General features: G+C 61.8%; 20 protein-coding genes and 1 pseudogene. 12 read left to right on the top strand and 9 right to left on the bottom strand.

The annotated features are described in order from the left end of the window. Position 1 precedes the first annotated feature (1 nt). From QM600_RS11875 to QM600_RS11865, 3 genes and pseudogenes are all read right to left on the bottom strand, one after another. Positions 2-1,285 (bottom strand): T3SS (YopN, CesT) and YbjN peptide-binding chaperone 1, encoded by a 1,284-nt coding sequence (locus tag QM600_RS11875; RefSeq protein ID WP_283261659.1) that lies wholly within the window; start codon positions 1,283-1,285, stop codon positions 2-4. A gap of 100 nt (positions 1,286-1,385) precedes the next feature. Next, positions 1,386-1,992 (bottom strand): annotated as a pseudogene (locus tag QM600_RS29880) (MBL fold metallo-hydrolase). Further along, positions 1,989-2,975 (bottom strand): YncE family protein, encoded by a 987-nt coding sequence (locus tag QM600_RS11865; protein ID WP_283261657.1) that lies wholly within the window; start codon positions 2,973-2,975, stop codon positions 1,989-1,991. Before QM600_RS11865 ends, QM600_RS29880 begins: the two are co-directional and overlap by 4 nt. Positions 2,976-3,077: 102 nt before the next feature. On the opposite strand from QM600_RS11865, the gene QM600_RS11860 reads away from it, so the two are divergent. Genes QM600_RS11860 through QM600_RS11840 form a run of 5 tightly spaced genes read left to right on the top strand, consistent with a single transcriptional unit; the run spans position 3,078 to position 7,319 of the window. Beyond that, positions 3,078-3,239 (top strand): hypothetical protein, encoded by a 162-nt coding sequence (locus tag QM600_RS11860; RefSeq protein WP_283261656.1) that lies wholly within the window; start codon positions 3,078-3,080, stop codon positions 3,237-3,239. Beyond that, a complete protein-coding gene (locus tag QM600_RS11855) occupies positions 3,239-3,712 on the top strand; it encodes an NfeD family protein (RefSeq protein ID WP_283261655.1) in 474 nt (157 codons plus the stop codon). Before QM600_RS11860 ends, QM600_RS11855 begins: the two co-directional genes overlap by 1 nt. After that, complete coding sequence (locus tag QM600_RS11850; RefSeq protein ID WP_283261654.1) at positions 3,709-4,575, top strand: slipin family protein; 867 nt, start codon at positions 3,709-3,711, stop codon at positions 4,573-4,575. The genes QM600_RS11855 and QM600_RS11850 overlap by 4 nt, the downstream gene beginning before the upstream one ends. A gap of 49 nt (positions 4,576-4,624) precedes the next feature. Continuing rightward, entirely contained in the window at positions 4,625-5,146 is a 522-nt protein-coding gene (locus QM600_RS11845; RefSeq protein ID WP_283261653.1) for an aminotransferase class I/II-fold pyridoxal phosphate-dependent enzyme, read from the top strand. Between the two features lie 58 nt (positions 5,147-5,204). Then, positions 5,205-7,319 (top strand): oxidoreductase, encoded by a 2,115-nt coding sequence (locus tag QM600_RS11840; RefSeq protein WP_283261652.1) that lies wholly within the window; start codon positions 5,205-5,207, stop codon positions 7,317-7,319. A 66-nt stretch (positions 7,320-7,385) separates the two neighbouring features. Here the strand turns inward: QM600_RS11840 and QM600_RS11835 are convergent, their stop codons facing one another. Beyond that, positions 7,386-8,084 (bottom strand): TIGR00266 family protein, encoded by a 699-nt coding sequence (locus QM600_RS11835; RefSeq protein WP_283261651.1) that lies wholly within the window; start codon positions 8,082-8,084, stop codon positions 7,386-7,388. A gap of 228 nt (positions 8,085-8,312) precedes the next feature. On the opposite strand from QM600_RS11835, the gene QM600_RS11830 reads away from it, so the two are divergent. Both QM600_RS11830 and QM600_RS11825 read left to right on the top strand, forming a co-directional pair. Continuing rightward, positions 8,313-9,821, top strand: coding sequence for a protein adenylyltransferase SelO (locus tag QM600_RS11830; RefSeq protein WP_283261650.1), 1,509 nt, complete (start codon positions 8,313-8,315; stop codon positions 9,819-9,821). Between the two features lie 448 nt (positions 9,822-10,269). After that, the gene (locus QM600_RS11825; protein ID WP_283261649.1) at positions 10,270-11,352 is read left to right on the top strand and encodes a phosphatidylinositol-specific phospholipase C; all 1,083 of its coding nucleotides are present in this window, start codon (positions 10,270-10,272) and stop codon (positions 11,350-11,352) included. Here QM600_RS11825 and QM600_RS11820 read toward each other — a convergent pair. Then, complete coding sequence (locus QM600_RS11820) at positions 11,279-12,292, bottom strand: isopenicillin N synthase family dioxygenase (protein WP_283261648.1); 1,014 nt, start codon at positions 12,290-12,292, stop codon at positions 11,279-11,281. The two genes, QM600_RS11825 and QM600_RS11820, sit on opposite strands and share 74 nt — an antisense overlap. Before the next feature lie 103 nt (positions 12,293-12,395). Here QM600_RS11820 and QM600_RS11815 point away from each other — a divergent pair, with 103 nt between their 5' ends. Continuing rightward, a complete protein-coding gene (locus QM600_RS11815) occupies positions 12,396-13,022 on the top strand; it encodes a TetR/AcrR family transcriptional regulator (RefSeq protein WP_283261647.1) in 627 nt (208 codons plus the stop codon). 249 nt (positions 13,023-13,271) lie between these two features. On the opposite strand, the gene QM600_RS11810 is transcribed toward QM600_RS11815, so the two are convergent. Together QM600_RS11810 and QM600_RS11805 are read right to left on the bottom strand one after the other, a co-directional pair. Beyond that, positions 13,272-14,375, bottom strand: coding sequence for an inositol-3-phosphate synthase (locus tag QM600_RS11810; protein WP_283261646.1), 1,104 nt, complete (start codon positions 14,373-14,375; stop codon positions 13,272-13,274). Next, the gene (locus QM600_RS11805) at positions 14,368-14,931 is read right to left on the bottom strand and encodes a PadR family transcriptional regulator (protein WP_283261645.1); all 564 of its coding nucleotides are present in this window, start codon (positions 14,929-14,931) and stop codon (positions 14,368-14,370) included. Before QM600_RS11805 ends, QM600_RS11810 begins: the two co-directional genes overlap by 8 nt. A gap of 291 nt (positions 14,932-15,222) precedes the next feature. Here QM600_RS11805 and QM600_RS11800 point away from each other — a divergent pair, with 291 nt between their 5' ends. The 3 genes from QM600_RS11800 to QM600_RS11790 all read left to right on the top strand — a co-directional run bounded on the left by QM600_RS11800 (position 15,223) and on the right by QM600_RS11790 (position 20,065). Then, a complete protein-coding gene (locus QM600_RS11800) occupies positions 15,223-15,663 on the top strand; it encodes a DUF5318 family protein (RefSeq protein WP_094270513.1) in 441 nt (146 codons plus the stop codon). 619 nt (positions 15,664-16,282) lie between these two features. Next, complete coding sequence (locus tag QM600_RS11795) at positions 16,283-18,433, top strand: transglycosylase domain-containing protein (protein WP_349307258.1); 2,151 nt, start codon at positions 16,283-16,285, stop codon at positions 18,431-18,433. Positions 18,434-18,454: 21 nt separating this feature from the next. Then, complete coding sequence (locus tag QM600_RS11790) at positions 18,455-20,065, top strand: glycosyltransferase family 87 protein (RefSeq protein ID WP_283261643.1); 1,611 nt, start codon at positions 18,455-18,457, stop codon at positions 20,063-20,065. Between the two features lies 1 nt (position 20,066). On the opposite strand, the gene QM600_RS11785 is transcribed toward QM600_RS11790, so the two are convergent. After that, complete coding sequence (locus tag QM600_RS11785; RefSeq protein ID WP_283261642.1) at positions 20,067-20,366, bottom strand: helix-turn-helix transcriptional regulator; 300 nt, start codon at positions 20,364-20,366, stop codon at positions 20,067-20,069. Positions 20,367-20,564: 198 nt separating this feature from the next. On the opposite strand from QM600_RS11785, the gene QM600_RS11780 reads away from it, so the two are divergent. Beyond that, a complete protein-coding gene (locus QM600_RS11780) occupies positions 20,565-24,407 on the top strand; it encodes an nSTAND1 domain-containing NTPase (protein WP_283261641.1) in 3,843 nt (1,280 codons plus the stop codon). 6 nt (positions 24,408-24,413) lie between these two features. On the opposite strand, the gene QM600_RS11775 is transcribed toward QM600_RS11780, so the two are convergent. Continuing rightward, a complete protein-coding gene (locus tag QM600_RS11775; protein WP_283261640.1) occupies positions 24,414-25,190 on the bottom strand; it encodes a DUF4190 domain-containing protein in 777 nt (258 codons plus the stop codon). Between the last annotated feature and the right edge of the window lie 41 nt (positions 25,191-25,231).

The following is a 25,231-nucleotide window of genomic DNA, read 5'->3' as shown; positions in this document are numbered from 1 at the left end:
TCTAGATCGGTTCGTCGAAAAGGCCCAGTTGCTTTGCACTGCCGTCGTTTTCCGGAAGCACAACAGTGCGGAGTGCACGACGTAGGTGTTGGATCGTCTGGGTCCAGGCGAATTTTTCGCCGGTGCACAGCTCTACGTCGTCGCCTCCGCGGCCGATTGCATCGGTCAGGGCCTGGTGCCACGACGCTTCCTGCTCCTGGCTGATGCGCAGGTATTCGAGGATGGTGTCGCGGTCGTGTCCGCAGATTTTTGCGACTTCGTCCGGGGTGAGAGAGCCCGTGACGTCGGCGCCGAGTTCGAGGATGGACATGAGTGCCGGTGGAAACTCATGGCATTCGTGTGCATCGAAATCGCTGGCGGCATCTTCGAAATCGGAGAGGCTCGGGTCGGTGTTGTCCTCGACACGAATCGGTTGCCCGCCCAATTCTGCGGCGAGCTGGTCTGAAACTTCGGACAGATCCGAGAGGGAGCGCAGGGCCCGCAGAAGATGCTCGGATACGAAGGGTGCGCCGTCGACTCGGACAACACCGAGAACGCTCTGCTCCACCAGGATCAGCTTGAGCGTGGGCCATTGGCGATTCAATTGCGCCAGAACAACAGCCGCCTGATCGAGGTCGGCAATGGAATGAACCACGCGTGAGAAGACCTCGACGTAGCCGTCGTCGCCGAGAACGCGGACGTACGTAACCTGCTCACCTCCTACAAGCGGGATATCGCCGTCGTCGTCACGCTCGGGTGTGTGCCCGAGGAGTTGTTCGAGTGCAGCGTCGACCAGAATGCTCAACGAATTTCCCGCGTCGATCCTCTGTGGGCCCACGGTGAATGCAGGGATATCTTCTCGGCCGCTGCTTCGCGCGAGGAGAAAACTCGGGTGAGCGATGCTCCACACTTCGTCGAGAATCCGAAGCGCTTTGGATACCAGCACCTCGGGCTTGCTGCGATCGGAGTCGATGTAGAACGACATCGAACCGTTGCCGGAATCCTCGTGCTCACACTGGTCGGGGCGGTGGAAACCCAGCGCGACCAGCTTTTCGTGATCCTTGGGATCGAGCGTCCGCAGTGGATGCAGGAGCAGGTTGGCCGGCACCTCAGCGCGAACTTTCGTCTTGTTCCAGGCGAAGAACCGAATACAGGCGGGTGCGTCGGCGAGGCCGTCCATGGAGTCGTACTGCGATTCGATTACCAGAGAGTCGTTGTCGACCATCGCCGTAATGTAGGCAGACAAGCGCTTGCCGAACGCAGTCCACGCAGTAGTGATTTCGAGATCGAATGTGCTTTCGGGCATCGAGCCTCCAACCTTTCGAGGGCAGAGACGACGCTGCTCAACCTCTCGAGGTCAACCTTAGTGGTGGGCTCGGACAGGTTGCCGAACTGCCGCTGTCGGCTCAACTGCGATAACTTTCGGTTTGGGCCACGAAGCGTGTGTCATAGGCGTTGGCTAGTTCGCGCAGCGTGTCTGTGCAGTTCCCGGAGAAGGCCGGTGCGTGCATCGACGCGAGAATCTTCGGTTCGACCTAGGCCAATGCGCGGATAGTGGGACCGAGTGCCGGCGTCAGGCAGGTGGCATGTGCCAGATCCTCGGCGTCGAGTGCGGGAGTGATGATCTCCTTCCTCCGTCAACGCAGGATGATGACCGAATGCCGTGAACAGGTCACCACAGAACAACGTCGGCGTCGTCTCCTCGAACATCAAACCCGCGTCCCAACCGTGCGGGACGTGTCGATGTGTCGGACCCGTCGACCGCCAGCCACGAGTTCATAGACCCACACTCGACGGCGTCGACGTGTCCGAACGTTATCCACTTCAGCTTGTCGAGACTGATCAGGCGCGAGATCGCATCGGAGACAGACGGGAACAACGCCCGCTGTCCCTCATGGAAGAGGAGTGGTTCCTCGCCATCGACGAGAAACTGGTCATCACCAGATTTGCTTCCTCGACGAAGATCGACAGTCGGTAGATGTCCGGTGCGATCTCGCTGATCGCGGTGCTCATTTCTGCGCTCCGATCGAAGGTTGCACTCCCCTTCGTTCCAGCGTGCTCGTTTGCAGCGACTCCGACAAGTGGACGCGCGTCAGGACCGCCGCCGGACTGCCCGATGAGTTCGCGATGTACGCGTAGCGACCGTCGGGCGTGATGGCAACGCCCTCCGGGGATTTTCTCAACGGCGTCGAGTTCACCAATGTGTGGGTCGCCGTGTCGAATGCGACGGCGGCGGTATCGGTGACGGCGTAGACATGATTCTCGTCGGACGCGAGGAACATGGACTTCACTCCGTCGGCGAGCGGGATGGTATCGACGATCATGTGAATTGCGGTGTCGATCAAGGTAACTGAACCGGAAGGGGCTTTCGAAGCGGTATCGGTCCCGACGTAGGCGAGTCCGCTGCTGCGCGCGATGGTGATGCTCTGCGGTGCCTCGTCGAGCGTGATGGTGGCTGCGATCGCACGGGTGTCGGTTCTGATCACCAGAATCTCGTTGAACACGTTGTCGAGGGCGTAGAGGTATCGACCATCCGGCGTGACGGCAACGTCTTTGCCGGGGTAGTTCGACGATGCGAGGACGGTGGTCAGGGTAAACGTGGAGGTGTTCATCGCGTAAATGTGGCCGTGGCCTTCGCCGATGTACACGTATTTTCCGTCGGGTGTCACCGACACGCCTGTCGCGATTCCGCCGACGCGAACGGATGTCACCACGGAGTTGGTGGCCGTGTCGATCACTTCGACGGTGCCGCGGAAGAGAGTTGTCACATAAACACGCTTGCCGTCCGGAGAAACGGCGACTCCGTACGGTTCCCGGTTATCGCCGAGTTCAATGGTGTTGAAGGTGTTCATGTAGTCGGTGCCATGATTGCGGACTGAGCGCGGCGATGGCTCGACGGTTGGGCTTTTGGCGCTGGGGTTCGATGTCGCGGCGAGGGTGACCATGCTCTTGTAGTGCGAAAACTTATTCGACACGGCCGCGTAGGTAGAGAGCATCGAGTAAAATCCTTTTGCCGAATTCGAGTGCCGAGAGTTAGCCGTGAAGGTAGCAGTATTTGCGCCAAATGCAACTAATATGCAGTTTTTCCGATCAGATAGATGACAGTCACCGGTGGGCAATCGGTCAATTCGGGGCCCGCGGAGAACTTCCGTCAGTTGGTGGCAGACCGCGACAAACGTGATTACCGTGGAACTCGAGGGCCCGACCGCGAGATGGCTACGCGAAGCGACCGTGCCCTCGTGATCGTGGGAGACGAGTGATGACGACGTTGGGCGTTATGGCCCTGCTGTTGGGTGTCTTGTTGATCGTGGTCGAGGCACATGCCCCGACTGCGGGGGTGCTCGGCGGCTTGGGGGCGCTCATCTCCGCGGCGGGCGTCTGGTTGCTTTTCACGTCCGGCGATACCGGTCAGCTGATCGCGATCCCGGTGACGGCGGGGGCCGCGGCGGCCGGCTTGGGTGTGGCGGGGGTGGCGAGCCGGAAAGTGCTGACGGCTCGGCGTGCGCCCGTGCGTACCGGGGCGCAATCCCTGATCGGGTCTGATGCGACGGTTCGTAGCTGGTCCGGCTCGCAGGGGCAGGTCGAGATGGCTGGTGAATTGTGGAGGGCCCAAATGGAGTTCGGGTACGAGAAAGACCCCGCGCCGACTACGGGCGAATCCGTCGTAGTTGAGCGGATCCGTGGCTTGACGTTGTCGGTACGCCGTCGTGAACCGTGGGAGTTGCCGTTATGACCACCATTCTTGTTGTCTTGTCCATCATCGTCTTGTTCGTCGTGGTGCTGGTGGGCATGTCGGTTCGTGTCTTGCGAGAATACGAGCGCGCTGTGGTGTTCCGCCTCGGCCGGTTGATCACATCGAAGGGGCCGGGTCTGGTGGTGCTGATTCCGGGTGTCGACCGGATGGAGCGGGTAAGCCTGCGGACTGTGACGCTGAAAATCCCTGTCCAGGAAGTGATCACCCGCGACAACGTGCCGGCCAAGGTCACGGCCGTCACCTACTTTCGGGTAGTCGACGCGGACCGTGCGATCGTCGAGGTCGAAGATTTCCTCGCCGCTACGTCGCAGATCGCGCAGACGACGTTGCGCTCCATCCTGGGTAAGGCCGAGCTCGATGACCTTCTCTCCGAACGCGAACGACTCAACGAAGACCTGCAGAAGGTGATCGATCAGCAGACCGAACCCTGGGGTGTCAAGGTCACCACGGTGGAGATCAAGGACGTCGAGATTCCGGCAAATATGCAGCGCGCCATCGCAAGACAAGCAGAGGCCGAACGTGAACGGCGAGCCAAGATCATCAACGCCGAAGCCGAATTCCAGGCGTCGACGAAGCTTGCCGACGCGGCCGAGGTGATCAGTCGTAATCCGACCACCCTGCAGTTGCGTTATCTGCAGACGCTGCACGAGATCGGTAACGAGAACAGTTCCACTATCGTGTTCCCGCTACCTCTCGACCTGGTTCGTCCATTTCTCGAGACCCGCGGCGGAGCAGCGGATTCCGGTGCAGCGGTGCCGCGAACTCCGGCCATGATCGTTCCGCACCGAGACGGTCGTGTGAACGGCTCTCGCACGCTACCGCGTCGCCACTCGCTCAGGTGAGTAGTGAGATATGTTCGGGTAGTTCGAATTCCGTTACGATGTAGCGCCTTTGCCCGCACTGGCGCAGCTTGCTCCCGATCGGGTGGTGTACCTCGGGACTGTCGCCAAGACTCTCGGATCTGGAATTCGACTGGGCTGGTTGGTTGCTCCGGCAGAACTGGTCGAGAGAATCACGGCGCATCGTGAAAGTATCGGCGACTTCCCTTCGGTTCCGCTGCAGCGGGCACTGCTCTCGCTACTGAGGGACGGCGAGTGGGATCGGGCCGTCCGCACTGCGCGTCGTCGATACCGGGAGCGAGATCGGTCCGTCGAAAATGCTTTGTCCAGGTTCGGAGAATTGCGCGGCCTGGGCGCCGGCATGCACACGACGCTCATGCTGGACGCGAGTGTGGCCGAGGCTGTCGCTTCCGAGGCACTTCGGCAGGGAGTGGAGGTACCCACCGTCGAGGAGTCTGCCCGTACTCACACGACGCCGGGCGGCCTGGTGATCGGATACGGCAGAGTCGACGCCGCGGATCTGGAATATGCACTGGAGGTAATTAGGGATTGTCTCGAGGATCACGCCCGGTGAAATCCCGTTGATCGGGAATTGCGCAATGCGACGTTGTAATGAGATTTAGCGTCTACTCGTGATCCGCAACCAGACCTTCCCGCACCTGCTCGCCCCCGGGACCATTGGTCCCATCAGCGTCCCCAACCGCGTTGTTCTGCCCGCAATGGACATGAACCTCTGCCACGACGGTGAAATCGAGCAGGGCGACATCGACCACTTCGTGGCGCGTGCAGCCGGCGGAACGGGCCTGATCATCACCGGTTGCTGCGCTGTTGCGTACCCGATGGGCTGCACCAGCCGCAAGGAGCCGGGGCTCTCGGAAGACCGGTTCATCCCCGGAATCAAGGCGTTGGCCGACGCCGTTCACGCCACTGGCAGCAAGCTGTGTGTACAGATGACGCACCACGGCAAGGTGGCGCGCATCGACACCCTCGACGGCCGACCGCAGCTGGTGCCGTCCATGCCGAAGCCGCCGAGTGACATGAGTGCGATGGCTGATTGCACGCCCGAAGAACTGGGCAAGATGGGTGCCATCAACGAGGGCAAGAAGGCGACCTACCACGAGGCCACCAAGGAAGATCTCGATTGGCTGGTCCGCATGTTCGCCGAGGCTGCCGGACGGGTGAAGGCCGCGGGCGGCGACGCAGTCGAGATTCACTGTGCCCACAACTACGTCCTCGGGGCGTTCCTGAGTCGGTACACGAATCAGCGCAGCGACGAGTACGGCGGTTCCATGGAGAATCGGGCTCGCTTGTCTTGTGAAGTTGTTCGCGCGGTCAAGGAGGAGGTCGGCGATTCGCTTGCCGTCATCGTGCGTCTGGCCGGTCAAGAGTATGGCGAAACCGACGGGCTGACCGTCGACGAGGCTGTTGCGGCCGCAAAGATGTTCGAGGAGGCCGGCGCTGACGCCATCCACGTCACCGGTACCGCACTGAATGCTTTTGCCAACTTCACCGACGGCCCCTTGCCCGACAAGGTCGGCTACTACACCGACAATGCGACGCGAATCAAGCAGGCGATATCGATCCCCGTGATCACCGTCGGACGTATGCTCCCCGAGGTCGGCGAGAAGATGATCGCGGAAGGGCGCACGGACTTTGCGGCGATGGGGCGCCAGTTGCTCGCTGATCCGGACTTGGTGAACAAGCTCAAGGCCGGAACGCCGGAGCGCGTCCGTCCCTGCATCAATTGTTATGTGTGCGTTCAGGAAAACTTCTGGGACGAGACTCCGCTGTGTGCGGTGAACCCCGTCTTGGGCAACGAAACAATGCTTCCGCTCGTGCGCACCGCTACTCCGAAGCACGTTGTTGTTGTCGGCGCGGGTCCCGGCGGACTCGAGGTTGCTCGCGTGGCCAGCGAGCGCGGACACCGAGTTACGGTGCTGGACAAGTCCGATCGCCTCGGCGGCACACTCTGGTTCTCCAGCCTTACGACGCCGGACAATGGGCGTCTGCTGAAGTGGCTGAAGGTCGAGGTCGAGCGTTTGGGTGTTGACATCCGGTTGAACACCGAGGCCACCGTCGCTTCGATCAAGGCGCTGGATGCGGACGTGGTTGTGGTGGCCACCGGCGCAGTTCGTGATCGGCCCAGTGTTCCGGGTGGCGACTTGCCGCACGTGCACACCGGTGACACGTTGCGCGCCTTGATGACCGGTGCCGGTGACACGTCGCAGGTGCCGCCTTTCCTTCGGATCATGGCCAAACTGGGCAAGCTCTCCGGCATCACCAAGAGCCCCGCCGCAATCCGCACCGTGACTCGCAAGTTCCTGCCGATGGGCAAGAACGTCGTGGTCATCGGTGGTTCTCTTGTCGGACTGGAACTTTCGGAGTTCCTGGCTGAGCGTGGCCGTAACGTGACGTTGGTCGAGGAAGGTCAGCAGTTGGGTGTGCCGATGGCTATGCCGCGTCGCTGGACTGCTGTTCGGCACGCAAAAGAGGTGGGTGTGACCATCCACCGCAACGCGACCGTGCAGCGAATCACCAAGGAGCACGTCGAGTTCCGTGTCGGTGACAAGACACTGACGGCGCCGGCTGACATGGTTGTCGTCGCATCGGGTGTCTCGGCGCAGGCGCCGCTCGCCGACGCACTGGTGGGTGTGGTTTCCGATGTCCACGTTGTGGGTGACGCCGTCGAGGTCGATTACATCGAGGGTGCAATTCATACTGCGTGGAAGGTCGCCGCAGCACTGTAAGTGTTGGTTTCGGCCGACCCGAGTTTGCTCGGGTCGGCCGATGTGGTGTTTCTGGCTCGGTCGCGCTCAGTTGCTGCTACTACTAGTGCTGCTACTGCTGCTCGATGGCATCCGGGTGCGAAGCCAATCGACCAGGTCTGTTGCGCTGCGGGTCTGCATCCAGACTCGGCCTGGTCCCGTGAATTCGGTGACGATGCCTTCGCCGCCGAGGATCATCGACTTCCAGCCGCCGGCCTTGCGGATGCGGTATTGGACGGACTCGTCGAACGCGACGACGTGACCGGAATCGAGTGTCATGGTCTCTTCCGCGGTGAGTGTCACCGGCCGGATGGCGCCGTAGCTGGAGAGCAGGATCTCACCCCTTCCGCTGCACCGCAGCAGAACAAGCCCGGCTCCGCTGAAGAATCCTTTGCTACCGCCCCATTTGGAGTCGACGTCGACGGTCGCATCGGATGCGAGCCAGCAGCCGGACTGGACGAGCAGTGGTGTCCCTTCGTCGATGGTGGTTTCGACTATGTCGCCAGGCAGTGCGCCGGCGACGCCTACGACACCACCGCGATCACTACTGAAGTCGTTGACGAAGAAGCTCGACCCACCCAGGGAGCGGCGGAGACCTTTCATGAAGCCGCCTCGGGTCGACGTGGTGATGGCGAGGTCGCCCCGCATCATCGCCATTGCTCCGGCTTCGACGCGGACTGATCCGCCGGCGGGGACACTGATCTCCGCTATCGCGAATGCGGGCCCGCAACTGATTTCTGTTTTCACAGTTTCCTCTCGATGGAAAGTTTTCTCGGGGTCGATGATGAGCGTCAGGTTTGGCTGAAACGATGTGCGGTAACGGTTCTCGAACGAATCATTGCTTGTGGTGACTATTCCGGTTCGGGTATTCGGGGGTTCGCTATCCGATCGTTGTATTGCGTTCGGGCCTGCTCAGTTTTTCGAGCTGTCGGTCGTGAGCGACGGGACAGCTCGCGTGGTGACTACCCTCGTGTGATGGCTGCAATCCAGAATTCCACAGTAGGCACCGACCCAGCGGTGGCCGGCCTCGAGAGCACCTTCGCTGACGAGCTGGGCGCTTTGACGGTGCCGTGGCAAGGCGCTCAGGCGCCGGATCCCCAGTTGCTCGTTGTGAACGAGCAACTCGCGGGGTCGCTGCGGTTGGAAGTCGAGGCACTGCGAAGCGACGACGGGATTGGCGTCCTGTCCGGGTCGACGGTGCCGGTCGGGGCGAAACCGGTGGCGATGGCGTATGCGGGTCATCAGTTCGGTGGGTACGCACCAATCCTCGGGGATGGTCGGGCGTTGCTGCTCGGTGAACTGGTGAACAGTGATGGTCGGCGAGTGGATCTGCATCTCAAGGGCTCGGGGCGCACGCCGTTCTCTCGGGGCGGTGACGGCTTTGCCGTTGTCGGCCCGATGCTGCGCGAATACCTGGTCAGCGAGGCGATGTATGCCCTCGGCAGTCCCACGACGCGGGCGCTGTCGGTGGTCGCAACGGGCCAGGATGTACGCCGCAGCGGCGCCGAACCCGGTGCTGTGCTCGCACGGGTCGCGTCCAGTCACCTTCGGGTGGGCACCTTTGAATACGCGGTCCGGCAGGGTGCGATCTTGCAGCCGCTCGCCGACTACGCGATTGCCCGCCACTACCCGGAGCTGATCGAACTGCCGACAACGGGTGAAAGCAATCGCTACCTGAAGTTCTTCGAGGCGGTGGTCGAGGCGCAGGCGTCACTGGTGGCGAGGTGGATGCTCATCGGTTTCGTTCACGGGGTGATGAACACCGACAACACGACCATTTCGGGGGAGACCATCGACTACGGTCCGTGTGCCTTCCTCGACGCGTTCGATCCGTCGGCTGTGTTCAGTTCGATCGATCGCGGGGGCCGCTATGCGTTCGGCAATCAGCCCGCTGTTCTGAAGTGGAATCTGGCACGTCTCGCGGAATCACTGTTGATGCTGATCGATTCCACACCCGATGATGCGATTGCCGCGGTGTCAGCAGTTCTCGATACTTTCGACGAGCGGTACGAGGGCCACTACGTGGCCGGTATGGCGGCCAAGCTCGGTTTGGCCGGCCAGACCATCGATCACGCACTGGTCGACGATCTGCTGACGTTGATGGTGGAACACGGTGCAGACTGGACGGGCACCTTCCGTGCACTTGCGGACGAATTGCGCGGAAATTCGGAGCCCCTCGACGGCCTCGTGCCACGGGAGCGCATCGGGTCCTGGTTGGAGCGGTGGCACGGCGCCCTGACGAAGCAGGGGCGCGGGGCAGTGGAGACCGCGGACGCGATGGACTGTGTCAACCCGCTGTATATTCCACGCAATCATCAGCTTGATGCGGCCTTGCGCACCGCGACCGACGGCAACCTCGTTCCCTTCGAGAAGCTACTGGAGGTCGTCACGCATCCGTTCGATCGACGCGACGAGTGGTCCGACTACACCACGGCCGCCCCGCAGTCATTCAGCGAAACCTTCCAAACCTTCTGTGGCACTTAATTTTCGAGCGAGCGACACCAAATGAGGCTTTGTTCGTACGGATGGGCCGCAACCGTCGGGTGTGCCGACGCAATGAATGTTGTCGGTCGATCTCGGCAACGGATGGAAACGTATAGCCCTGGGCTGCAACAATTTACGGACATTACTGCTTGCTTCGAGCATTGACCGTCGTCTGAGTTGGGTTGGGGGTGGATCTGGGTGCGGAGCCGGCGTACGGCCCGGCGTATATATCGAGGTCGTCACCGGCATGTGGGACGCTCCGCCGCTGGCCGAACAGTTCAGTTCGCATCCCGCCAGTGAACGTGCATGACTTAGGAGGGCAGTGTTACGCGACCACCAGCATCGGACTTCCGAAACTGCTATTCGCTCAATTCTGCGAAATTCGTCGAATTCTCCTGGTATAACAATCGTCCACTCTCGATCCGGATGAACAGTGACGAGATCAGAGATGAGCCGTTCATTGATTCGATACGAGCAGCCCGGTAGCACCGTCCGGCGTACATTCCCCGGACTCGATGAGGTCGCCGTGCCCGGACCCGCGACTGTCTCCCGCCGGTCTGCAATGCGCGGATTCGCATTCCTGCCCGCAATCGGGCTGGTTATGAGGCCTGGATCAGCTGGTGCACAATCACTTTCAGGTTCCGAAGATTCGCACTCGGCGTCCCCGGGAACCGTGTCTGCCGGGAGCACTGCCGGCGGTGATCTGGCAGACTCCGTCGCTCCGGACTGGATGAGCCGGTTGGCCGATACGACGACACTGAGCGCGCTTTCGACCCCCGGCACTCACGATTCGATGGCGTGCGGTGCCAGTATTTTTGCCGCCACCCAGGACCGCGATCTACCAATGCAACTCTCGGCCGGGATTCGAGCAATCGACATCCGGTGCAGGCACTTTCGGGACACGTTTGCAATCCATCACGACGTCGAATATCTGCACGCGAATTTCGCCGACGTCGTGCGCCAGGTCAGCGCCTTCCTCCGAGGCAACCCAGGCGAGACCATTCTGATGCGAGTGAAGGAGGAGTTCACCGCAGCGGAAAACACGCGCACGTTCGAATCGACACTGAACTGGTACATCCGCGAGAATCCCGAGACGTGTGACCTGCTGGCCGAACACCTCTGGACGGCACCTGGCGGCGATGTGGAGGGCCTACCAACCCTCGGCGCGGCCCGCGGCAAAATCGTGGTGCTGCAAGACTTCTCAGCGACAACAGCTTTCGGGCCGCGCTGGGGCGATCCCCGGGTGGCGATACAGGACGACTACGAGCTCGAGAACCTCGCCGGCATTGCCGTCAAGTGGGAGAAGGTGCGCACCTATTTCGAGAGGAGTCGCGTCGAATCGGCGGGCACCTTCTTTGTCAACCACCTCAGTGCGACCGGTGCCGGCCCCGCCGCGTGGGCGCAAGGAACGGTACCGGCCACAGTCGCACGAGGCGCACCGGGCGTGAACGGTGACCTTAGCCTTGGGCTGCAACGATTTTCGGCCACCACCGCGCCGCCACGTCGGGATGCGCCCGCAAGCGACTTTTGAGTGCGTTGGCGCCGTAGGAATCGTGGATGGGATTGTTTGCGTCAACGGTGATTCCGGTGGCGCGCGTTGCGAGTTCCGGCGGGAGATCGAATTCCGGGATCTGTGCCGCATAGTTCGGGTTGAAGAAGAATGGCACCGAGATTCGCTCACCGCCGCCTTCCGGTGAAATGACCCGGTGCACCGTGGCTTTCAGGTATCCACCGGTTGCTACCTCGATCAGTTCGCCGATATTGACCACAAGTGCACCGTCGATCGGCGGCGCATCGATCCACTCACCGTCGTGCTCTACCTGTAGGCCGCCTTTGCCGGGTTCGATGTACAGCAGGGTCAACACTCCGGCATCCTTGTGTCCGCCGACGCCCTGAGTTCCCGCACCTGGTGGCCTGCCCGGGTAGCGCACCACCTTGATCAGGATGGACGGGTCTTCGGCGAACGCCTCGTCGAAGATGTGCGGATCCTGCCCCAAGGCAACTGCCCACTCCCGCAGAAGCTTCAGCGCTACGGATGTGAGTGCGTCGTTCCATTCGGTGATGACTTCGCGGAGTTCGGGAAGCGCGTCGGGCCACAGGTTGGGGCCTTGCAGGATCTCCCACGCCGGTGAATCGTCGCTGAGTTGGGTAGCGGGTTGATCGGTGCCGATGTCGATCTGTTCGCGCCAGTCCTGGTTACCTTCGGTGAGTTCTCCGCCGAGGCGGGTGTATCCACGAAAGTGTGGGCTGCGGACGTTCTCGATAGCCAGTTTCTCGGCAGTCGGGAGAGCAAAGAATTCACGGGCGACGTCCAGCAGGCGTCGTTGCAGGTCATCGGAGATTCCGTGGCCCACCAGATAGAAGAAACCCATCTCGTGCGTCGCGTCGCGGAGCTGTTTGCGGAACAGTTCGGCGGTGTCCGGATTCTCGGACAGTGCGAGGTCGAGCACCGGGAGCGACGACATCGACATGGGAGCCTCGATTCACGTGTGAGCGTTCATTCAAAGTCTATCGGTGTCACCGACGTCTCAAATTTCGTTGACTTTTAATGTCGTGCATCATATGGTCCATTACATGAGCAAGCCGAGTCCAGCGCGAGACGCAATCACCGATGTAGCAGATCGGATGTTTGCCGAACGGGGTGTCGACGAGGTTTCTCTGCGTGAGATCGTGATCGAATCCGGACAGAAGAACGTGTCCGCCGTGCAGTACTACTTCGGCGGCCGTGACGGGTTGTTCCTTGCAGTCTTCCGTCGTCGTCTGGCCAAACTGAACGAAGCGCGCAGTGCGTATCTCGAGGTCGTCGACAGTGAAGGGCGCGGAGAAGACATCCGTTCGCTCATCGAAGTGTCGATCGTCCCGCTCGCCGATTATCTCCGAAGTGTCACGGACGGTTCGCATTACGCACGATTCTCGGCACGTATGACACCGCGGGTCGACTTCACGAGCCGCGATTTTGCCGATATCAGCGGCGTCAGTCGTGAGATCATCGTCAGGCTCCGCCGTGCACTGGTGCATCTCCCGGAAGATGCGGCTGCGACTCGGGTGGATCTGATCATGAACATGATGGTCTCGGCTTTCGCGGCATACGAACAACGCCAGGAAGAGGGGTTGCTTGCCGGCGCCGCTTCTTTCGACGACATGGTTACGCATCTGATCGAAATGGCCGTCGGTGCGCTGACTGCTCCGCACAATCCCTGACACCAACTGTCATCATCGAAGATTCGTAGTATCGAAACTTCCACCGGAACAACATCATTAACGCTGTCTCTGTCGAGGTCGCCAGTCTGTCGATGGTGGGCCAGATCAACAATCGCGCAGGACATCCGGGTGCAGACGTACGGGTGCGTCAAGCGATGAACTACTGCTGGACGAGGCCTGGATCAAGAAGTAGTCCCACACAAAAAAGTGGCCCACACCAATCGGTGCGGGCCACTTTTGTGTCGAGACTTAAGCTTCGTCGGCGCCGATGATGAACGCTTCGAGCTCGATGCGAGCCTTGTCGTCAGCCATCTGGACCGGCGGGGACTTCATCAGGTAAGCGGAAGCCGGGTACACCGGTCCGCCGATGCCGCGGTCCAGTGCGATCTTGGCTGCACGGACGGCGTCGATGATGATGCCGGCGGAGTTAGGCGAATCCCAGACCTCGAGCTTGTACTCGAGGTTCAGGGGAGCATCGCCGAAGGCGCGGCCTTCGAGCCGGACGTATGCCCACTTGCGGTCGTCGAGCCACTCAACGTAGTCCGAGGGACCGATGTGGACGTTGCGGTCGTGAACCTTGCCGGCGAGAGCGCCGGTGAGGTTCGAGGTGACGGCCTGGGTCTTGGAGACCTTCTTGGATTCCAGACGCTCACGCTCGAGCATGTTCTTGAAGTCCATGTTGCCGCCGACGTTGAGCTGGTACGTGCGGTCCAGTACGACGCCACGGTCTTCGAACAGCTTCGCCATCACACGGTGAGTGATGGTTGCGCCGACCTGGCTCTTGATGTCGTCGCCGACGATCGGGACGCCGGCGTCCTTGAACTTGGCAGCCCACTCCGGGTCGGAGGCGATGAAGACGGGCAGTGCGTTGACGAAGGCGACGCCTGCGTCGATGCAGCACTGAGCGTAGAACTTGTCAGCCGCTTCGGAACCGACGGGCAGGTAGGAAACGAGGACGTCGACCTTGGCGTCCTTGAGGGCCTGAACTACGTCGACGGGCTCGGCGTCGGACAGTTCGATGGTCTCGGAGTAGTACTTGCCGATGCCGTCGAGTGTGGGGCCGCGCAGGACGGGGATGTCGAGCGGCGGGACGTCAGCGATCTTGATGGTGTTGTTCTCGCTGGCGAGGATGGCCTCGGAGAGGTCGAAGCCGACCTTCTTGGCGTCCACGTCGAAAGCGGCGACAAACTGCACGTCGCGGACGTGGTACTTGCCGAACTTGACGTGCATGAGGCCGGGAACGGTGGCCGTCTCGTCCGCATCCTTGTAGTACTCGACGCCCTGAACCAGGGACGAGGCACAGTTACCCACGCCCACAATTGCTACGCGCACCGCGGTGCTGTTCTCACCCATGGTCGGGCTCTCCTTCTTTCTGGGAAATTCCTGTTGTCGATTGCTCAGCTGCGATCAATTCGTTGAGCCAACGCACTTCGCGTTCACTCGACTCGAGTCCGAGCTGGTGGAGCTGGCGGGTATATCGGTCCAGCGATCCGCTGGCCCGGCCGACGGCGTCGCGAAGCCCTTCGCGGCGCTCTTCGACCTGGCGTCGTCTGCCTTCGAGGATTCGCATCCGCGCTTCTGCGGGGGTGCGGCTGAAGAAGGCGAGGTGAACGCCGAAGCCGTCGTCGGTGTAGTTCTGCGGTCCCGTGTCGGCGACCAATTCAGTGAACCGCTGCCGTCCTTCCGGAGTGAGCTGGTAGACGCGGCGCGCCCGACGCTTGAGCGTGCCGGTGGCGTTGTCGACGTCTTCCGAGATCAATCCGTCGGCCTGCATGCGCCGAAGTGCCGGGTACAGCGATCCGTACGAGAACGCACGGAATGCGCCGAGTAGACCGGTGAGCCGCTTGCGCAGCTCGTATCCGTGCATCGGTGACTCGAGGAGTAGCCCGAGAATTGCGAGTTCGAGCAACTGACACCTCCCGAGTCTGTGGACCTAACCGCTTGATGCGATGCCTAACTATATCGCGCCGATATATAAAACCACACACCTGGGCGCTATGTGTACCAAGATGTCACGGATAGATCCACGCCGAATGTGTGATTTCGGGGGTTTTCCGTACGTTTGGCCGCGAACCCGATTGCGGAGAACTCACAGGTGAACTTCATCTCCGCTGGTAGTGCCCAGTCATGGAGTAAAAATGTGTTCATCGTGACCCTCCCGAACAGTCCGCTGCCTCTCGGACGCACGTACTCTGGTCAGGTGCGGATACAGCGGCAAGTTGTGGACTACGCGCTTGCGCGTCGGTCCGTGCTGGCCGAGGTGTCTGCGGGTAGGACCGGTGTCAAGCAAGTGTGCGACGCCGATCCGTACCTACTCAGAGCCGCGAAGTTCCACGGCCGGGGCAGTGATGTTCTCTGTCCCATCTGCCGCAAGGAACAGTTGACGCTCGTGTCCTGGGTGTTCGGCGAGAAGCTCGGCCAGGTTTCGGGATCAGCCCGTACGACGGACGAGCTCGCTCGGCTTGCGGAGACAGCAGAGGAGTTCACGGTGCACGACGTAGAAGTGTGCCGTTCCTGCAGCTGGAACCACTTGGTGCAGTCCTATGTGCTCGGCGCAGTCCCTGCGCCGCCGCGACCGCGGCGAGCACGTCCACCGAGCAGACGAGAGCAGTCTGTGAGCCGGCGCACCGCCAGCGAGTAACGCCACACCCGAAGAAGGGCCCGATCGAAGTCTCATGTGATCGGTCCATGACCACTGGAGATTTGATTTCGTGAGTTCCCCCACCAACAACCCCGATGATCGCCCCGTGGGGCCGGGTCGCCCGCAGCAAGGCCGACAATCAGGGCCGCCGCCGCAGGGGCGTCCGCAGCAAGGTCCTCAGCAGGGCCGTCCGATGGGTCCGCCACAGGGCCGTCCCATGGGCCCTCCGCCGCAGGGGCGTCCGATGGGTCCGCCCCCGCAGAGGCGTCCGCAAGGCCCGCCTCAGGGTGGACCGATGGGTCCGCCGCAAGGTCGTCCGCAACAAGGTCCGCAACAAGGTGGGCAACAGGGTCGTCCGATGGGTCCGCCGCCACAGGGCCGTCCGCAGCAAGGCGCACAACAAGGTCGCCCGCCGCAGGATCGCCCCACTCCGGGTGGGGAACCGACACAGCGCGTTGCAGCAGCAGCGACTCCTCGCGTCGATAAAACCGCCGCAACCACCCGCACGAATGTCGGCGGGCGTCCGCCGGCCGGTCCCCCGCCGACGAAGCCACCGACAAGCGGTTCCGGTGGTGGCGACGGCACTGGTGGTCGACCCCCGAAGGGACAGAAGGACGCTGTGAAGAAGAAGTCGAAGTGGCGCACAGTTCGCCGCTCGGCGTACGTGTTGGTGGCGCTCGGCATGGTGTTGCCGGTTCTCGCTTTCATGGCGGCGTACATCGTGCAGGACGTGCCCAAGCCGGGTGACCTCAAGACCAATCAGGTTGCGACGATCTTTGCGTCGGACGGAAGCACAGTGATCAGTACTGTCGTTCCGCCGGAGGAGGGAAACCGCACCGAGGTACAGCTCGATCAGATTCCGGTTCATGTGCGCAACGCAGTGCTTGCTGCCGAGGATCGGAATTTCTACACGAACCCCGGATTCTCGATTTCCGGTTTTGCACGCGCGGCTCGTGACAATGTCCTCGGCCGGGACAGCGCGGGTGGTGGATCGACGATCACTCAGCAGTATGTGAAGACGGCGGTTGTCGGTTCGGAGCGTTCGTTGACGCGAAAGATGAAGGAACTTGTCATCTCGTCGAAGATGGCAAACGAGTGGTCCAAGGACGACATCCTTGCGGCGTACTTGAACACCATTTACTTCGGTCGCGGTGCATATGGGATCGGGGCTGCGTCCAAGGCGTACTTCGGTAAGCCTGTCGACCAGCTGACCGTCGAGGAAGGCGCCGTCTTGGCGTCGTCGATTCAGTTGCCGTCGCTTCTCGATCCGGAGACCAATCCGACTGGCGCGGAATCGCGTTGGAACTACGTGCTCGACGGCATGGTGACCGCGGGGACGTTGGATCAGGCATCGCGCGCGCCGATGAAGTATCCCGCCTACATTCCACTTGCTCAGGTAGACAACGGAAGCCAAGGCATCACGGGGCCGGAGGGTCTGATCAAGAATCAGGTTGTCCGTGAGCTGACGGATGCCGGCATCAACGAGCAGTCGCTCAATACCGAAGGCCTGCAGATCACCACGACTATCGATCCGCAGGCTCAGGCCGCGGCGATGGACGCGGTGCGCTCCAACATGAAGGGTGAGCCGGACGATCTGCGGACCGCAGTTGTGTCGGTCGATCCGCGTAGTGGTGCGGTTCGGGCCTACTACGGCGGCGAGGACGGAATCGGTTACGACTTCGCCAACGCCGGCTTGCAGACGGGTTCGTCGTTCAAGGTATTCGGTTTGGCGGCAGCCCTGGATCAGGGCATTCCGCTGTCGCAGATGTACGACAGCTCGCCGCTGACGATCAACGGTATCTCGATCGGCAATGTCGAAGGCGAAAGTTGTGGAACCTGCACCATTGCAGAGGCGCTCAAGCGTTCGCTGAACACCAGCTTCTACCGTCAGATGCTCAGCCTTGACGGCAACGGCCCGCAGGAAATCGCGGACATCGCGCACAAGGCGGGTATCCCGGAGAACATTCCGGGCGTCGGCCCGTCGCTCACGGAGTCGGACGGTTCCGGGCCTAACAACGGAATTGTTTTGGGCCAGTATCAGTCTCGGGTACTGGATATGGCGTCGTCGTATGCGACTCTCGCCGCTTCCGGCACGTTCCATGCTCCGCACTTCGTGGAGAGGGTCGTGGCGGCCGACGGAACGGTTCTCCTGGACCGTGGCACGCCCGCCGGCGAGCAGCGGATCGATCCGGCTGTCGCAGACAACGTGACGTCGGCGATGCAGCCCATCGCGGGCTACTCGAACGGCCACAACTTGGCCGGTGGGCGTCTGTCGGCGTCGAAGACGGGTACGGCGCAGCTCGGTGACACGGGTGCGAACAAGGATGCCTGGATGGTCGGGTACACGCCTTCACTGTCGACGGCAGTGTGGGTCGGTACGACGGACGGTCAGGCCATCACCAATTCGTACGGCGGAATGATCTACGGTTCCGGTCTGCCTTCCGATATCTGGAAGGACACGATGGACGGCGCGCTCGACGGCACGGACAACGAGAAGTTCCCGAAGCCGGGCAAGATCAACGGTCAGGCTGGTGGTGTTCCCGAGTACACGGCTCCGGCTCCGCCGAAGACGACTGCTCCGCCGACGACTACGGAGGCTCCGACAACAACGACGCAGCCGCCGGTGGTCGTGACGACCACAAATATCGAGATATTGCCGGGTATCACGATTCCGGTACCCGGAGTGGCGCGTCCCCCGACAACAACCGCGGAGTCGGGTGCGGTGACTACTACCGAGGAGACTCCGGCAGGTGTGAGCCCCGGACAGTAGTCGAGGCGGTAGCCTCGCGGAGTGGCCGCCAATGTAGATGACGCCGATCCGACAACTCCGGCAGAACTTCGGACTTCCGAATCCCCTGCCCCGTTGGCGGAGGATGCGCGGTCAGCTGATTGGCGTGATGTTCCGAGTCGGAACGATCCGATGGTGTCTGCACTGTCGGGAACCGTCGGTGGTCCGGTCGGTCGGCATGCGCTGATCGGCCGGACCCGTTTTTTTACGCCGATGCGGGTAATTCTGCTGTTGGCCGTGGTGTTTTTGGCGATGGGTTGGTCGACGAAGGCCGCGTGTATTCAGCAGGCGCCGTTCGGTGATCAGGGCCAGATGGGTCTGGACTGGAGTGGCTCGCGTCAGTACGTCGCGTTGTGTTACTCGGACACGGTGCCGTTGTACGGCGCGGAGCGACTCGATCAGGGTGCGTTCCCGTACAAGAAATCGTGGGAAGAGACGCGCGGCGACGGTTCGATTCAGACGCGGTACATGGAGTATCCGGTGTTGTCGGGGCTCTATCAGTACGGCTCGATGAAGGTAGCGAAGGCGTGGGATTCGGTCACGTGGCTGCCCGGCGCAATTCAGGTGGCGCTCTACTTCAACGTGGTCGCTTTCGGTTTGGCTTTGGCGTGGTTGGTGACGGTGTGGGCGAGCACGCTCCTGGCCGGCCGACGCGTATGGGACGGCGCGATGGTCGCGTGTTCGCCGTTGGTGATCGTGCATGTCTTCACGAACTTCGATCCTTTGGCGACGGCCTTCGCGATGGGTGGCTTGTTGGCGTGGGCGCGTAAGCGGCCTGTTCTGGCGGGCATCTTGTTGGGGTTGGGCGGTGCGGCCAAGCTGTATCCGCTGTTGTTGCTCGGGCCGTTGTTGGTCCTGTGTCTGCGTACCGGAAAAACTCGTGAGTGGCTGGTGACGGCGCTCAGTGCCCTCGCGGCGTGGCTTGCGGTGAACCTGCCGATCGCGGCTTTGTTCCCCAACGGGTGGTACGAGTTCTTCCGCCTCAATTCCGAGCGCGGGGCCGATCCCGATTCGATTTACAACGTCATCATGTCGTTTACGCCGTGGACGGGTCTGGACGGTCCGCTTGCACAGGGTGAGTCACCGTCGAACCTCAACGCAGTCTCGTTCGTTCTGTTTGCCGTCGTGTGTGTCGGCGTCGGGTATGTCGCGCTGACGGCGCAACGACGCCCTCGCGTCGCGCAATTGTGTTTCCTGTTGGTCGCGGGATTCCTGCTGACCAACAAGGTGTGGAGTCCGCAGTACTCACTGTGGCTGGTGCCGCTGGCGGTTCTGGCCTTGCCGCATCGCCGGTTGCTTCTTGCCTGGATGACTATCGACGCGTTGGTGTGGGTTCCGCGGATGATGTATTACCTCGGTGTCTCCAACAAGGGACTGCCCGAGCAGTGGTTCACCGGAACAGTCGTGATCCGAGATATTGCCGTTCTGGTTCTGTGCGCGGTGGTGCTGCGCCAGATTTACCGTCCGGACGAGGACTTGGTGCGGTACGGGTTCATCGACGATCCTGCCGGCGGCGTCCTCGATCAGGCGCCCGACAAGCAGCCGTCGTGGTTCCCACGTTGGTTGCGTCCGGCACAGCCGAAGGTGAAAGAGGCCGAGCTTCAGCCGGCGTAATTCACCATTCTTCGAGCGTGGTGTGGCCGTCCTGGACGGCCCGGGCAAACAGCGCAGCCTTGGTCGGAGCGGGTCGGCCGACGCCGATGTACTTGGCGCGGATTCGGGCGATGTGCGTGTTGATCGTGCCGATGCCGACACCTAGTAGCACGGCTACTTCCCCTTTGGAGTCCGATCGAAGCCAGGCGAGCAAAACTTCGATTTCTCGTGCGCTCAGGCGCGGTGTGCGGTTGAGCGGGCGTCGGTCGACGACGCGGATCAGGCAACCGTTGGGGGTTCGTGTGGAGTGGATGAATTCCATGACGAATGAAGCCTTTCGGTTGCTGTCTGGTCTGGAAGTGCCGGAGTCGGCAAATATTTGCGAGAGGGCTGCGAGCAGCCGAAATGCGGTCTGTCCAGTATGTCCAGCAATCTGGCAAAGGTTTGTGTCCGCGACGCGGTCGATACATAGTCCATACAACGGACAATTCGCTGACCTGCTCGGATAAAGTTCCTCGCTATGGAATCTCAGCCGGGACCCGGCACAGGCAAACTGATCGATCCGGAAGAAATCGAGTCGCGGGGGCAGTTTGCTGAGGCGCTCACCGCGCTGAGAAAGGTCGCTGGGCTTACGGTCCGCGAAGCAGTCGACCGTTCGGGCGGACTCCACGGAACAGTCAGCGGCTGGTTCTCCGGACAGCACTTGCCGACGCCGGCGAGTACGCCGATGTTCGACAAACTTCTCGAGGCCTGCGGGGTTGATTCCGAGGAGCAGCGCCAGCGCTGGCTCAGCGCAGTCCAACGAGTAAGGCAGTTGACGGCGCGTCGACGCGGCGACACCACGGTTCCCTACCGAGGACTCGAATCCTTCCGGCAGGAGGACGCGGATTGGTTCTTCGGCCGCGAGGAACTCACCTCGGTTTTGGCCGAGCGGGTGGCGTCGGCGATTCGGGGTGAGAGTCGACGTCAGTTCATGGTCATCGGGGCGTCCGGTTCCGGTAAGTCGTCGTTGCTTCGGGCGGGCCTCGCTCCCAAGGTCGGCAGCGACGATCCGCGGTTCGACGGATGGAACGTCGAGATCGTGGCGCCGGGTTCGGGCACGATCCCGACTGTCGGTGACCAACGCACGGTTCTGATCGTCGATCAGTTCGAGGAACTGTGGACGCAGTGCGATCGCGATCGGCGTGAGGAGTTTCTGCGGGCGCTGTCGGAGGCCGGTGAGAACGCAGTTGTCGTGATCGGGTTGCGTGCCGATTTCTACGGACTCGCCGCGGAGGAGCCGTTGTTGCTCCCGCTACTCGACGATTCTCCGATGGTGGTCGGCCCGCTCACCGAGCAGCAGTTGCACGAGGTGATCGTCAAACCGGCGCTCAAATCAGGGATGACGGTTCAACCCGAACTGGTTCAGGTTCTGATCAGCGAGCTTTCGCCGCGAGGCTCGCACACGGCGAGCGATCCCGGTTCGCTCCCCCTCCTGTCGCACGCCTTGTTGGGTACGTGGCAACGGTCCACACGCAAAACCCTGACTGTGTCCGACTACTACGCCACCGACGGAATCGCGGGAGCTGTTCAGCAGAGCGCCGAGGAGGTGTACGGGCAACTGACCGAGCGGCAACAGAAGCTGGCGTGCAGAATCTTCTTGCGATTGGTCAACGTCGACGAGGTCACGCAGACGCGGCGACGCGCTCCTCGTGCCGAACTTTTTCTCGGTGACGACGTCGACGACGTCAATACCGTCATCGACCACTTTGCGTTGCGACGCCTACTCACCGTCGACGAGGAGACCGTGGAGGTTTCGCACGAGGTCTTGCTGTCGGCCTGGAGTCGGTTGCGTACGTGGATCGATTCGGATCGTGCCGGATTGGCAGTGCACCGCAGATTCACCTATGCGGCGCAGGTCTGGGAAGACAGTGGACGCGACCCAGGTTCGTTGCTCGGGCCCGCCAGGCTCCAACTGACCGAAGAGTGGCTGAGTGCGGGTGATCTCGGTCCGGCGCTGGAGCCGAGCGAGACGAGGGCCGCTGATCTCAACGTCACCGAGCGAGATTTCCTGGCCGCGAGTATCGCGCATCGTGATCAGCAGGAAAGTGCTGATCGCCGACGGACGATTGTGCTACGACGGCTTGTCTCGGCGTTGGCTGCCGCGTCGGTAATTGCGTTGGTGTTGGCGGTAGTCGCCACCGTCGCGGGTATCGGCGCCAATCATCAACGTGTCGAGGCAGATGCGGCCCGCGATGAGGCGATGTCTCGTCAGGTCGCTACCGAGGCCATCCGTATGCGTGACAAGGATCCGTCGTTGGCGGCGCAGCTTGCGCTGGCGGCGTTCGATGTCAACGAGACCACCGAGGCGCGCTCGGCACTACTCGATGCGTCCGGAGTTCATTCCGCGACGCGCATCGTGGGTCCGCCCGGCGCGATGAAGGCGCGCATCAATAATGCGGGAACCGTTGTGGCCGTGGCGAGTTCCGACGGAATGGTTCGCCTGTACCCTGTAGTCGACGGCGCTGTATCGGTAACACCGCAGTCGGAATTCCTCGGGGTGTCCGAGGGGACGGCATTGTTCGCCGTGTCCTTCAGTCCGGACGGGCGACTGTTGGCTACGGGCGGCACCGGCGGCGGCGCATTGTGGGATGTGTCGGACCCCGAAAACCCGGTGCGCGGAACGCTGTTCGTCGACGCGGACCACGTGGTGCAGGACTTGGAGTTCAGCCCGGATGGTACAAAGCTGATAGCTGGGACCTCGACGCCGGACGTGTTGCGCTGGAATATCGATAGTTCTACCGATGCTGTTGCCTTGCCACCCCTTCCATATCCGGCGACGGGAATTGCGACGGCTACGTTCAGCCCCGACGGCCGGTTGCTTGTCGCAGGCGGGCGACAGGGAACCCTGCGGGTGTGGGACGTCGAAAAGTGGGAAGATCCCGCCGCGCCAACGATTTTCGCGACCGAACCAGACGGCACAACCGTCCACTACCTCGGTGTTGCATTCAGTCCGGACGGGCGGGAACTTGCTGCGGGTACCACTGGCCGCGAAGTTGCGCGCTGGGATATGAGCGATCCGGCGCACCCGGTTCCGGTGGCAGCCTTGCCCGGGTTCTCCAGCTACGTCAACGAACTCAACTACAGCAAGGACGGAACCAGGCTTGCTGCAGGCAGTTCCGACAACACCGTGCGAGTCTGGGACCCTCATACCGGCGCTCTGATCGAGGTTCTGCCGGATACCGGTGCCATCACTACTGTCGACTACAGCGAGGACGGGCGCACACTCGTTACCGGCGGACTCAACGGTGTGACACGGGTATGGGCGATGCCCGGACCGGTGTGGGCGGGGGCGCGAGACACCATCTACACCAGTCCTTTTGCTGCCGACGGTTCACGTCTCCTGGCGGGCATCGGCGCCAAGGGAGGTGCGATATTGGCATGGAATACCGAGGATCTGGAAAATCCGGTACTGCTGCCCGAGTTGACACCGCTCGGTGAGGACCGATTTACGGGGGCGTCGGCGTTGTCAGCGGACGGTGACCTGGCAGTGGCCGGCACCGGTACCGGCGGCGCGTACTTGTGGGATCTCAGTGATCCTGCAGCTCCGAAACTGACTGGCGCTCCGCAGAAGTACGTCGAAGGAATCGTAGCGGTTGTCGCCCTGGATCCGTCGGGATCATTACTGGCGGTGTCTTCACAGGACGACAACGGATTTGCCCTGGTCGACGTCTCCGATCCGGCTGCGCCGAAAGTGCTGTCGTCTACCGATACCGGGTCTTATCCGCAGATGATGGCGTTCCGGCCGGGCGACGACATTCTGGCAGTTGCCAACGCCCAGAACGAAGTAGATCTGTGGGACATCTCCGACCGCAATGCGCCGAAGATCGCGTCCACGGTCGGTGGGTTCGAAAGTTACGCCCAGGCCGTTATTTTCAGTGCGGACGGCAAGGTCATGGCAGCCGGCAGTGCAGACCACAGTCTGCAATTGTGGAACGTGGAGAATCCGTCGGAGCCGAGAGCGTTGTCGCGCATCACGGGGCCGGAGGGGGCGATCTACTCGGTAGCCGTCAACCAGGCGGGCACCTTGCTGTCGGCCGGGGTCAGCGGTGGATCCCTGTGGTTGTGGGACATCACGAATCCCGAATACCCTCAGCGGTTTGCGCAGCTGACGGCCTATCCCGTGCGTGTCAACGACGCTCAGTTCGCGGGTAGTGCCAACGTGATTGCCGGCAGTGGCCCCGACAAGACAATTCGCTTGTGGGGCACCGATCCGGACGCAGTTTCTGCGGGGATCTGCAGCAACGCCGGAACCCTCATCACCGAGAAGGAGTGGGAGCGTTATCTTCCCGGTGTGCCGTACCGAGATCTGTGTGGGTCCTGACGGAACTCAGTTCAGCCAGACTTCGACGGCCGATTCGCTGGCCACTTCGGATCCACCGTCCAGGATCACCAATCCGCTGGGACTGAGTTGGTAGACGACATCGCCATTGCTGGCGGCGAAACCTTCTCGGGTGCGAATCGGATCGTCGAGCTCGATTACTGCTCCGTCGCTGCCCCTTTCACCCTTGTAGTAATAGCGACCGACGCCGGTTTCACAAACCACGATTCGTGAACCGGTGGTGATCGCAACAGCGACGGCCGGGTTGTTCGCGTTGCAGCTCGGTCCGTTGGAGATGAATCCCTGACGGTCCGTGCCGGTGACGGTCGGTAGTGGGCCGACGGCCGTGGTGGTCACGCGGGGCGCAGTTGTTGTGGTTGTCCGGGGCACTGTCGACGGCGGCGCCGTGGTTCGGGGCGTTGGGGTGGCTCTCTGCGATGCGCTGTAAGTGTTCGCGCGCGAGCTGTATGTGCTCGAGTTCGCATTATTTGCCGCTTCGTTTACCGCACTGGCGAACAGACCCCAAAAGGCGACCCAGGCAATGAAGAAGAGGATGCCCAGAGCGGTGAAGATGTACCCGATGATGAGACCGGCCAGCGCCAGTCCGTCGCCTTGTTCGCCGGTCCGTTTGATCTGGCTGCGCGCGATGTGTCCGAAGACGATTCCTAGTGGAGCAACGAGGAACGCGAACACCAATGCCAGGACGGCAAGTGTGTTGGTCGGTCGTGGTTGCCAATTCTGTGGGTACTGCTGCTGCGGGTATCCGTATCCGCCCTGTTCGCTCATTCTGCGATTTTGCGGCACGGAGCCCGGCAAAGCGGGCAACC

The sequence above is a fragment of the Rhodococcus sp. IEGM 1379 genome (assembly GCF_030056815.1).
In the GTDB taxonomy this organism is placed as follows: domain Bacteria; phylum Actinomycetota; class Actinomycetes; order Mycobacteriales; family Mycobacteriaceae; genus Rhodococcus_F.
The sequence above is the reverse complement of the archived record's forward strand: the minus strand, read 5'-3'. Positions and strand labels throughout refer to the sequence as shown.

Excerpts from the sequence above, each read along its gene's own strand:
- QM600_RS11855 (WP_283261655.1), top strand. The coding sequence starts at position 3,239 with ATGACGACGTTGGGCGTTATGGCCCTGCTGTTGGGTGTCTTGTTGATC.
- QM600_RS11780 (WP_283261641.1), top strand. The coding sequence starts at position 20,565 with ATGGAATCTCAGCCGGGACCCGGCACAGGCAAACTGATCGATCCGGAA.
- QM600_RS11850 (WP_283261654.1), top strand. The coding sequence starts at position 3,709 with ATGACCACCATTCTTGTTGTCTTGTCCATCATCGTCTTGTTCGTCGTG.
- QM600_RS11860 (WP_283261656.1), top strand. The coding sequence starts at position 3,078 with ATGACAGTCACCGGTGGGCAATCGGTCAATTCGGGGCCCGCGGAGAAC.
- QM600_RS11820 (WP_283261648.1), bottom strand. The coding sequence starts at position 12,292 with ATGTCGATGTCGTCGCTCCCGGTGCTCGACCTCGCACTGTCCGAGAAT.
- QM600_RS11830 (WP_283261650.1), top strand. The coding sequence starts at position 8,313 with ATGGCTGCAATCCAGAATTCCACAGTAGGCACCGACCCAGCGGTGGCC.
- QM600_RS11875 (WP_283261659.1), bottom strand. The coding sequence starts at position 1,285 with ATGCCCGAAAGCACATTCGATCTCGAAATCACTACTGCGTGGACTGCG.
- QM600_RS11825 (WP_283261649.1), top strand. The coding sequence starts at position 10,270 with ATGAGCCGTTCATTGATTCGATACGAGCAGCCCGGTAGCACCGTCCGG.
- QM600_RS11810 (WP_283261646.1), bottom strand. The coding sequence starts at position 14,375 with ATGGGTGAGAACAGCACCGCGGTGCGCGTAGCAATTGTGGGCGTGGGT.
- QM600_RS11865 (WP_283261657.1), bottom strand. The coding sequence starts at position 2,975 with ATGCTCTCTACCTACGCGGCCGTGTCGAATAAGTTTTCGCACTACAAG.
- QM600_RS11775 (WP_283261640.1), bottom strand. The coding sequence starts at position 25,190 with ATGAGCGAACAGGGCGGATACGGATACCCGCAGCAGCAGTACCCACAG.
- QM600_RS11785 (WP_283261642.1), bottom strand. The coding sequence starts at position 20,366 with ATGGAATTCATCCACTCCACACGAACCCCCAACGGTTGCCTGATCCGC.
- QM600_RS11815 (WP_283261647.1), top strand. The coding sequence starts at position 12,396 with ATGAGCAAGCCGAGTCCAGCGCGAGACGCAATCACCGATGTAGCAGAT.